The 7,271-nt window shown below is 74.7% G+C and carries 8 protein-coding genes; 6 read left to right on the plus strand and 2 right to left on the minus strand.

What is annotated here, in order from left to right; translation table 11 throughout:
- Nucleotides 1–64 precede the first annotated feature (64 nt).
- A complete protein-coding gene (locus ACFRCR_RS15125; protein ID WP_377678661.1) occupies nucleotides 65–1,570 on the minus strand; it encodes a leucyl aminopeptidase in 1,506 nt (501 codons plus the stop codon).
- Between the two features lie 95 nt (nucleotides 1,571–1,665).
- On the opposite strand from ACFRCR_RS15125, the gene ACFRCR_RS15130 reads away from it, so the two are divergent.
- From ACFRCR_RS15130 to ACFRCR_RS15150, 5 genes are read left to right on the plus strand one after another with little or no spacing between them, the layout of a single operon-like run.
- Nucleotides 1,666–2,022 (plus strand): hypothetical protein, encoded by a 357-nt coding sequence (locus tag ACFRCR_RS15130; protein WP_377678663.1) that lies wholly within the window; start codon nucleotides 1,666–1,668, stop codon nucleotides 2,020–2,022.
- Nucleotides 2,023–2,033: 11 nt separating this feature from the next.
- Nucleotides 2,034–2,558, plus strand: coding sequence for a hypothetical protein (locus ACFRCR_RS15135; protein ID WP_377678665.1), 525 nt, complete (start codon nucleotides 2,034–2,036; stop codon nucleotides 2,556–2,558).
- Nucleotides 2,555–3,640 carry a quinone-dependent dihydroorotate dehydrogenase gene (locus ACFRCR_RS15140; RefSeq protein ID WP_377678666.1) on the plus strand — a complete coding sequence of 362 codons (1,086 nt, stop codon included), beginning with the start codon at nucleotides 2,555–2,557 and terminating at the stop codon, nucleotides 3,638–3,640. Before ACFRCR_RS15135 ends, ACFRCR_RS15140 begins: the two co-directional genes overlap by 4 nt.
- Nucleotides 3,637–3,846: a hypothetical protein gene (locus ACFRCR_RS15145; RefSeq protein ID WP_377678668.1), complete on the plus strand. Its 210-nt coding sequence runs from the start codon at nucleotides 3,637–3,639 to the stop codon at nucleotides 3,844–3,846. The genes ACFRCR_RS15140 and ACFRCR_RS15145 overlap by 4 nt, the downstream gene beginning before the upstream one ends.
- A 37-nt stretch (nucleotides 3,847–3,883) precedes the next feature.
- On the plus strand, nucleotides 3,884–4,696 hold the full coding sequence (locus tag ACFRCR_RS15150; protein ID WP_377678670.1) for a 2-phosphosulfolactate phosphatase: 813 nt from the start codon (nucleotides 3,884–3,886) through the stop codon (nucleotides 4,694–4,696).
- A gap of 164 nt (nucleotides 4,697–4,860) precedes the next feature.
- Here the strand turns inward: ACFRCR_RS15150 and ACFRCR_RS15155 are convergent, their stop codons facing one another.
- Nucleotides 4,861–6,378 (minus strand): PLP-dependent aminotransferase family protein, encoded by a 1,518-nt coding sequence (locus ACFRCR_RS15155; RefSeq protein ID WP_377678672.1) that lies wholly within the window; start codon nucleotides 6,376–6,378, stop codon nucleotides 4,861–4,863.
- Nucleotides 6,379–6,439: 61 nt separating this feature from the next.
- On the opposite strand from ACFRCR_RS15155, the gene ACFRCR_RS15160 reads away from it, so the two are divergent.
- On the plus strand, nucleotides 6,440–7,195 hold the full coding sequence (locus ACFRCR_RS15160) for a YitT family protein (protein WP_377678673.1): 756 nt from the start codon (nucleotides 6,440–6,442) through the stop codon (nucleotides 7,193–7,195).
- Nucleotides 7,196–7,271: the final 76 nt, after the last annotated feature.

The following is a 7,271-nucleotide window of genomic DNA, read 5'->3' on the forward strand; positions in this document are numbered from 1 at the left end:
ACCCCGAGAGGTCGTGCCCGTCCGTGTCCCGGGACGGTCCGCGCAGAGCGCGGCCGCCGGGCGACTACTTCTTCGCCGCGCGCGCCTCGAGCAGCTCGACGAGCGTGCGGACCGCGACGCCCGTGCCGCCGACCGGCGTGTAGCCGAACGCCGAGCCCTCGTTGAACGAGGGGCCCGCGATGTCGAGGTGCGCCCAGGGCGTGGTGCCGACGAACTCCTGCAGGAACAGCCCCGCGACGAGCATCCCGCCGAAACGGTCGCCGATGTTCGCGATGTCCGCGACCTTCGACTTCATCGACGCGGCGAGCTCCTCGGGCAGGGGCATGGGCCAGAACTGCTCGCCCGCCGCCTCGGCCGCGGCGACGACCTCGCCGCGGACGTCGTCGGACCCCATGACGGCCGAGACGCGCGTGCCGAGCGCGACCATCTGCGCCCCCGTGAGGGTCGCGACGTCGAGCACGACGTCGGGCTTCTCCTCGACCGCGGCGACGAGGCCGTCGGCCATGACCAGGCGGCCCTCGGCGTCGGTGTTGAGGACCTCGACCGTCTTGCCGCCGCGGATCGTGATGACGTCCGAGGGGCGCTGCGCCGTGCCCGACGGCATGTTCTCGGCGAGGCAGAGCCAGCCGGTCACGGCGACGGGCAGGCCGAGCCTCGAGGCCGCGAGCACGGTGTGCAGGACGGCGGCCGCACCGGCCATGTCGGACTTCATGGCCTCCATGCCCTTGGCGGGCTTGATCGAGATGCCGCCCGAGTCGAACGTGATGCCCTTGCCGACCAGCGCGACCTTGGCGTGCGGGCGCGAGGGGGAGTAGGACACCTTGACGAGGCGCGGGCCGCGCGAGGACCCCTGGCCGACCGCGAGGATGCCACCGTAGCCACCGGACGCGAGGCCCTTCTCGTCGAGGACCGTGACCTTGACGCCCGTGCCCTTCGCGGCGGCCTTCGCGATGTCGGCGAAGGCCGCGGGGAACAGGTCGTTCGGGGCGGTGTTGACCAGGTCGCGCGTCGCGTGGACCGCGGCGGCGATCGTCGTGGCACGCTCGACCGCGGCCTTCGCCTTGGACCCGCGGGCGAGCGAGGTGAGGACCTCGATGCTCGAGACGACGCCGGCGGGCTTGGTCGAGCCGCTCGCGCCCGACGCGTCCCTGTAGCGCGTGAAAGAGTACGCGCCGAGGAGCGCGCCCTCGGCGATCGCGGCGACCTCGGCCTCGTCCTTGGCGGGCAGGGCCACCGCGACGGACGCCGCACCCTTGAGGTCGCGCACCGCGGCCCCCGCCGCACGGCGCAGCGTCTCGGCCGCGAACGAGCCCGACTCGTCACGGGCGCCGAGGCCCGTCAGGACCAGGACACCGGCCTCGAGGTGAGCGCCCGCGGGCACCGTGCGCACCTCGTCGCGCGCACCGGTGATGCCCAGCACGGGGGCGAGGGCCTCGAGCTCGGCGACCACGTCGCGAGGGAGGTCGTCCCCCACGACGGCCACGCCGTCCGAAGTCGTCTGGGTCCCGACGACGAGCGCGTCCACCTTCACGCCGGTCGGGTTCTTGCTGGAGAGAGTGAGTTCAGCCACGGCTCGATGCTAGCCGCTGCGCGGACCATGGCCATCGGTGGGGCGAGCGGCGGGCGATTCCTGCCCGCGGGCCGGACGCCGGTAGGCTCGGCGTCGTGGTCCTCCCCCTCGTCCTCCTCGTGGTCGCGCTGTGCGTGGCCCTCACCGGTTGGGCCGGGTGGTTCGTCGCCCGCGACCGCGCCGTCATCCTCAAGCAGCTCTGGGGCGGTGCCGTCATCGAGGGCGCGATCGTCCTGCAGATGATCGTCGCGGGCGTCCTCGCCGCGACGGGGAGCTCGGCGAGCGACCCCGTGAAGCTCTGGGGCTACCTGATCACCGCCCTGTTCATCCTGCCCGTCGCCGCCGTGTGGGCGTTCGCCGAACGCTCCCGCTGGAGCTCGGTCGTGCTCGCGGTCGCCGCGATCACCGTCGCGTTCCTCGAGTGGCGGCTGTGGCAGATCTGGACCGCCTGAGGAGAGATGGCGTGACCCACCCCGAGAACCCCGAGACCGCACCCGACCCGGCGACCCGCGTGCCGCCGTCGGGCGCCCCTGACGTCCCCGACACCCAGGGCGCCCCCGGCGGCCCCCGCAGGACGGGCAGCGGCTTCGGTCGCGTCCTGGTCCTCGTCTACGGGATCTTCGCGATCTCCGCGACCGCACGCGCCTCGATCCAGCTCCTGCGCGACTGGCACGAGGCCCCCGTCGCCTACGGGCTCTCGGCGCTCGCGGCCGTGGTCTACATCGTCGCGACGATCGCGCTCGCCCGCGGGTCGGCGACGTCACGGACCGTCGCCTGGACCGCCGTCACGGTCGAGCTCGTGGGAGTGCTCGCCGTGGGCGCCTGGTCGCTGCTGGATCCCGCGGCGTTCCCCAAGCCCACGGTGTGGTCCGACTTCGGGATCGGCTACGGGTTCGTGCCGCTGGTCCTGCCGGTCGTGGGCCTCACCTGGCTGTGGCGCACGCGCCCGCCCCAGACCCCCACCACCGAACCGAAGGAAACCGCATGAGCCGGCTGTACTCCCTCCTCTTCAACGGCGTCTTCAAGCACATGGACCCCGAGAAGGCGCACGAGGTGGTGTTCCCGCTCATCTCCCTCGCCGGTCGCACGCCCGTCGTGGGTGACGTGATCCAGGGGGCGGCGGCCCCGTACCTGGGCCGCGGGGCGAACGGCCCCGGCAGCGTCCAGGCGCTCGGCCGCTCGTTCCCGGCACCGTTCGGGCTCGCGGGCGGGTTCGACAAGAACGCCAAGGCGATCCGCGGGCTCACGATGCTGGGCTTCGCGTTCATCGAGATCGGCACCGTGACCGCGCACGCCCAGCCCGGCAACGAGAAGCCGCGCATGTGGCGCGAGCTGTCGCTGCGCGGCATCCGCAACCGCATGGGCTTCAACAACGAGGGCGCGGCCGCAGCGGCACAGCGCCTCGAGGCTCTGCGCCGGTCGGCGTCGGGTCGCGCGATCATGATCGGCGCGAACATCGGCAAGACCAAGGTCACACCGGCCGAGGACGCCGCGGGCGACTACGCGACGAGCGCCGCGCTCCTCGCGCCGCACGCCGACTACCTGGTCGTCAACGTGTCCTCCCCGAACACCCCGGGCCTGCGCGACCTGCAGTCGACCGAGGCCCTGCGCCCCATCCTCCAGGCGGTCCGCGAGGCCGCCGACGACGCCACGCGCGCGGCCGGCGTCCGGCGCATCCCGCTGCTCGTCAAGATCGCGCCGGACCTCGCGGACGAGGACGTCGACGCGGTCGCCGACCTCGCGCTCGAGCTCGGCCTCGACGGGGTCATCGCGGTCAACACGACGATCGGGCACGACCTTGGGCCCGGTGGGCTCTCGGGTCCGCCGCTGCTCGCACGGGGGCTCGACGTCGTCGCTCGCCTCCGCGGCCGCCTCGGCCCCGACGTCACGATCGTCGGCGTGGGCGGCATCTCGACCGCCGACGACGCGCGCGCCTACCTGGCGGCCGGAGCCGACCTCGTGCAGGGTTACACCGGCATGATCTACAACGGTCCGTTCTGGGCCGCGAGCATCAACCGGTCCCTGGTGCGTGACACGGCCCGGGGGACCCGAGGCGGAGGCGCACGATGATCCGACCCCAGTGGGTGTGGGAGCTCGACGACGCGGACGGACGTCCGCTCACGACGCCCGTGAGCCCGGCGTTCACCAACCAGTTCGACGCCGAGCAGTGGCTCGGCGAGACGTGGCGCGACCTCGCCGCGCAGGGAGCGGTCGCGGCGCGGCTGCTCAACGACGGCGCACAGGCCACGGCGACGGTGGAGCTGCGCACGGCATAGGCCTGGGCCGGCCCGCGGGCGCCTAGACTCGCGGACCGTGGACGACACGGTGTTCGGTCAGGGGAGCGCGCGCATCCGGTTCGACTGGGGGCTCACGGGAGCGCGAGCCCTGTGCGGGGTTGCCTCGCCTGGGGACGGAGGGTTCCTGGCCGTCGTGGTCGACGTGCTCTCGTTCACGACCTCGGTCAGCGTCGCCGTCGACCGAGGTGCCGAAGTCCTCCCCTTCCCGTGGCGTGACGAGCGTGCTGCCGATCATGCGGCCCGGCACGGCGCGACGCTCGCGCACGCCCGGTCCGAGCGTGACGTGAGCCTGTCACCGACCTCGTTGCGCCACGCCCCCGGGCTCGCCCGGGTCGTCCTGCCCTCGCCCAACGGGTCGACGATCTCGCTCTCGCTCGCCGAGGACGGCGTGGCCGTGGTCGCGGCGTGCCTGCGCAACGCGAAGGCCGTCGGCGCGTACGTCTCGCGCTTCCTCGACGAGGATCCGGGGCGAGTCGTCGCGGTGGTGGCCGGCGGTGAACGGTGGCCGGACGGATCGCTGCGCCCGGCGGTCGAGGACCTCTGGGGTGGTGGCGCGGTCGTCGCCGCGGTCGAGGGCCATGGGCACGACCTGTCACCCGAGGCGGAGCTCGCGGCGGAGGCGTTCCGGTCGGCGTGCGGCGGACCCGACGGCCGTGACGCGCCTGCTGCGCTGCAGGACCGGCTCCGGCGCTGTGTGAGCGGGCGCGAGCTCGTGAGCCAAGGGTTCGGGGCGGATCTCGAGATCGCGGCGGAGCTCGACGCCTCGGACCTGGTGCCGGTGCTCGTGGGCGGTCGGTTCGTGGGGCGGGGGGCAGGCGAGCCGGGTTGACTCGTGGGGCGAGGGCAGGGAGCTCTCACGCGGTGCCGTCGCCGAGTGTGCAGTTCGGGCTGTCGATCGAGCCCCGGGACGACCCAAACTGCACACTGAGCGGTGCCTGGCGTCGAGGGGCAGGCGCGTTCGGCCCCGACGAACGACCGAGGAGCGACCGAGCGTTACCCCGCCACGTGCTCCCACGCCGCCACCAGCCGGGGCACGGCCCGGCGGATCGCCTCGGCGTCGGGCGCGAAGGTGAGCCGGACGCGGGAGGTCGCGGCGCCGTCGGGCGTGAGGGACGGGCCCGGGTTGATCACGAGGCCCCGCACCGCCGCGGACGCCGCCAGGGCGTGCGCGAGCGGGCGCCCCAGGTCGACCCACAGCGAGAGCCCGCCCGCGGGCGCGGTCACGTGCCACGAGGGGATCGCCGCCGTGACCGCCGAGCGCAGGAGGTCGCGCTGCGACCGCAGGAGGGGCAGGCGTCCGGCGATGACCTCGTCGCGCCGCGCGAGCAGCTCGACGACCGCGAGCTGCTCGAGGACCGACGTCGCGATGTCGGCCGCGCCGCGTACGCGCGCGAGGTGCGCGACGACGTCGGGGTGGGCGCGGACCCAGCCCACGCGCAGCCCGCCCCAGAACGTCTTGGAGGCCGACCCGACGGTGAGCAGGTGGCTCGTCGCTGACCCGTCGCCCGCGAGCGGCTCGGGCGACGGGCCGTCGAGCGCGATGTCGGTGAGGGTCTCGTCACCGATCACCGTGACGCGGTGCCGCAGCGCGATCCGCCGGACCTCGGCGCGCTCGTCGGGCGTGAGGCTGTAGCCCGTCGGGTTGTGGAAGTCGGGGACGAGGTACGCCAGACGCGGGGTCGCGGCGCGGATCGTCGACTCGAACAGGGCGACGTCGAACCCCGGGCCGTCGCCCGGCAGGCCCGCACCCACGGGGAAGCCGACGACACGCGCCCCGCGCGCGACCATCGCCTCGATGCCGTGCGCGTACGTGGGGGACTGGACCACGACCCGGTCGCGCGGCCCCAGGAGGGACTGGGCGATCGTCGAGATCGCGTGCTGCGCGCCCGTGGTCACGAGGACCTGGTCCGGGCTCGTGGGCGTGCCGCGCTCGGTGAGGCGCTGCGCGACGGCCTCGCGCAGGGGCTCGAGGCCGAGCGGCTCGTACCCGCGCCCCGACAGGTAGCCGGGGAGGGTCTCGAGCGCGCGACCGTAGGCCGTGTGGAGCTGCGGCGGGGCGGCTGGGGCGGCCTGCCCCAGGTCGACGAGGTCCTCGGGCGGCTCGACGCCCACCGGCACGGGCGCGTCGCCGCCGCACCAGCGCGGCTGGGCGCGGCGCGTGGGACGGGGCAGGACCGCTACCGTCCCGACGCCCGTGCGGCTCGTGACGAAGCCGCGCTCGCGCAGGGCCGCGTACGCCGCGGCCGTGGTGGTCCGGGAGACGCCCAGCGCCGCGGCGAGGTCGCGCTCGCTCGGCAGCCGCGTGTGCGGGGCGACCGTGCCGGACAGGACCGCGCCGCGGACGGCGTCGGCGAGCGCGGCGTACGCGGGCCCGCCGGACTGCCAGCCGGCGACGAGCGTGGCCAGGGCGGGGGCGGACAGGCGTCGGTGCACGGGGGGATGGGCCGGGGCGGTGGGGCCGGGGGTGGGGACGAGCGAGGTGGCGAGCGCGGGGGCGAGCGAGGTGGCCATGAGGCCACTCTCCCCGAATTGGCTATGGATCACCAGTCCACTGCGGGTGCACAGTAGGGGAGTGTCGACGAACTTCAGCCCCCTGCGCCGGACCGTCCAGCTCACGCTCGGACTGTTCGGCTTCTCCCTGACCATGGCCATGCTCATCCATTCCGGCATGGGCGCCATGCCGTGGGACGTCTTCCACCAGGGCGTGGCCCTGCGCTCCGGGCTCGCGCTCGGCGTCGTGGTCGTCGCGTCGAGCGTCGTCGTCATGCTGCTGTGGATCCCGCTGCGACAGCGCCCCGGCATCGGCACGATCGCCAACGTCGTCGTGATCGGCGCGACCCTCGACCCGTTCCTCCTCCTGCTCGAGCGCATCGCCCCCGACCCCTCCACGGCCGGACGCGTGGCGCTCGCGGTCGCGGGCGTGGCCCTCAACGGCGTCGCGACCGCGGCCTACCTCGGGGCGCGCCTGGGCCCGGGGCCGCGCGACGGTCTCATGACAGGTCTCGTCGCCCGCACGGGGTGGCCCGTGCGCCGGGTCAAGACCGCGATCGAGGTCCTCGTGGTCGCGATCGGTTTCGCGCTCGGCGGGACGCTCGGTTGGGCGACGGTCCTGTACGCGCTGGGCGTGGGGCCTGTCGTCCAGGTCGCGGCCCGGTGGCTCGCGCCGCACCTGCGTCCGGCGGTCGTGCCGTTCTCCACGTCGCCCGACGGCGCCGCGCACCTCCCGGGACACCTCGCCCCGGGCGAGGGTTCCGGGGAAGGGGGTGGTGCGCCCGGCGCGGGCGGCCGGGGAGAGGTCCCGGGCGAGCCCGAGCCGGACGCGGCGTAGGGCCGGGCCCGCTCGGCCGGTCGCGTCCGTCGCCGAGTGTGCACTTCGGGTCGTTCGTGGGCCCTCTGGGCAGCCC

The sequence above is a fragment of the Oerskovia sp. NPDC056781 genome (assembly GCF_042789955.1).
GTDB classification, from domain to species: Bacteria; Actinomycetota; Actinomycetes; order Actinomycetales; family Cellulomonadaceae; genus Oerskovia; species Oerskovia rustica.

Excerpts from the sequence above, each read along its gene's own strand:
- ACFRCR_RS15140 (WP_377678666.1), top strand. The coding sequence starts at position 2,555 with ATGAGCCGGCTGTACTCCCTCCTCTTCAACGGCGTCTTCAAGCACATG.
- ACFRCR_RS15145 (WP_377678668.1), top strand. The coding sequence starts at position 3,637 with ATGATCCGACCCCAGTGGGTGTGGGAGCTCGACGACGCGGACGGACGT.
- ACFRCR_RS15155 (WP_377678672.1), bottom strand. The coding sequence starts at position 6,378 with ATGGCCACCTCGCTCGCCCCCGCGCTCGCCACCTCGCTCGTCCCCACC.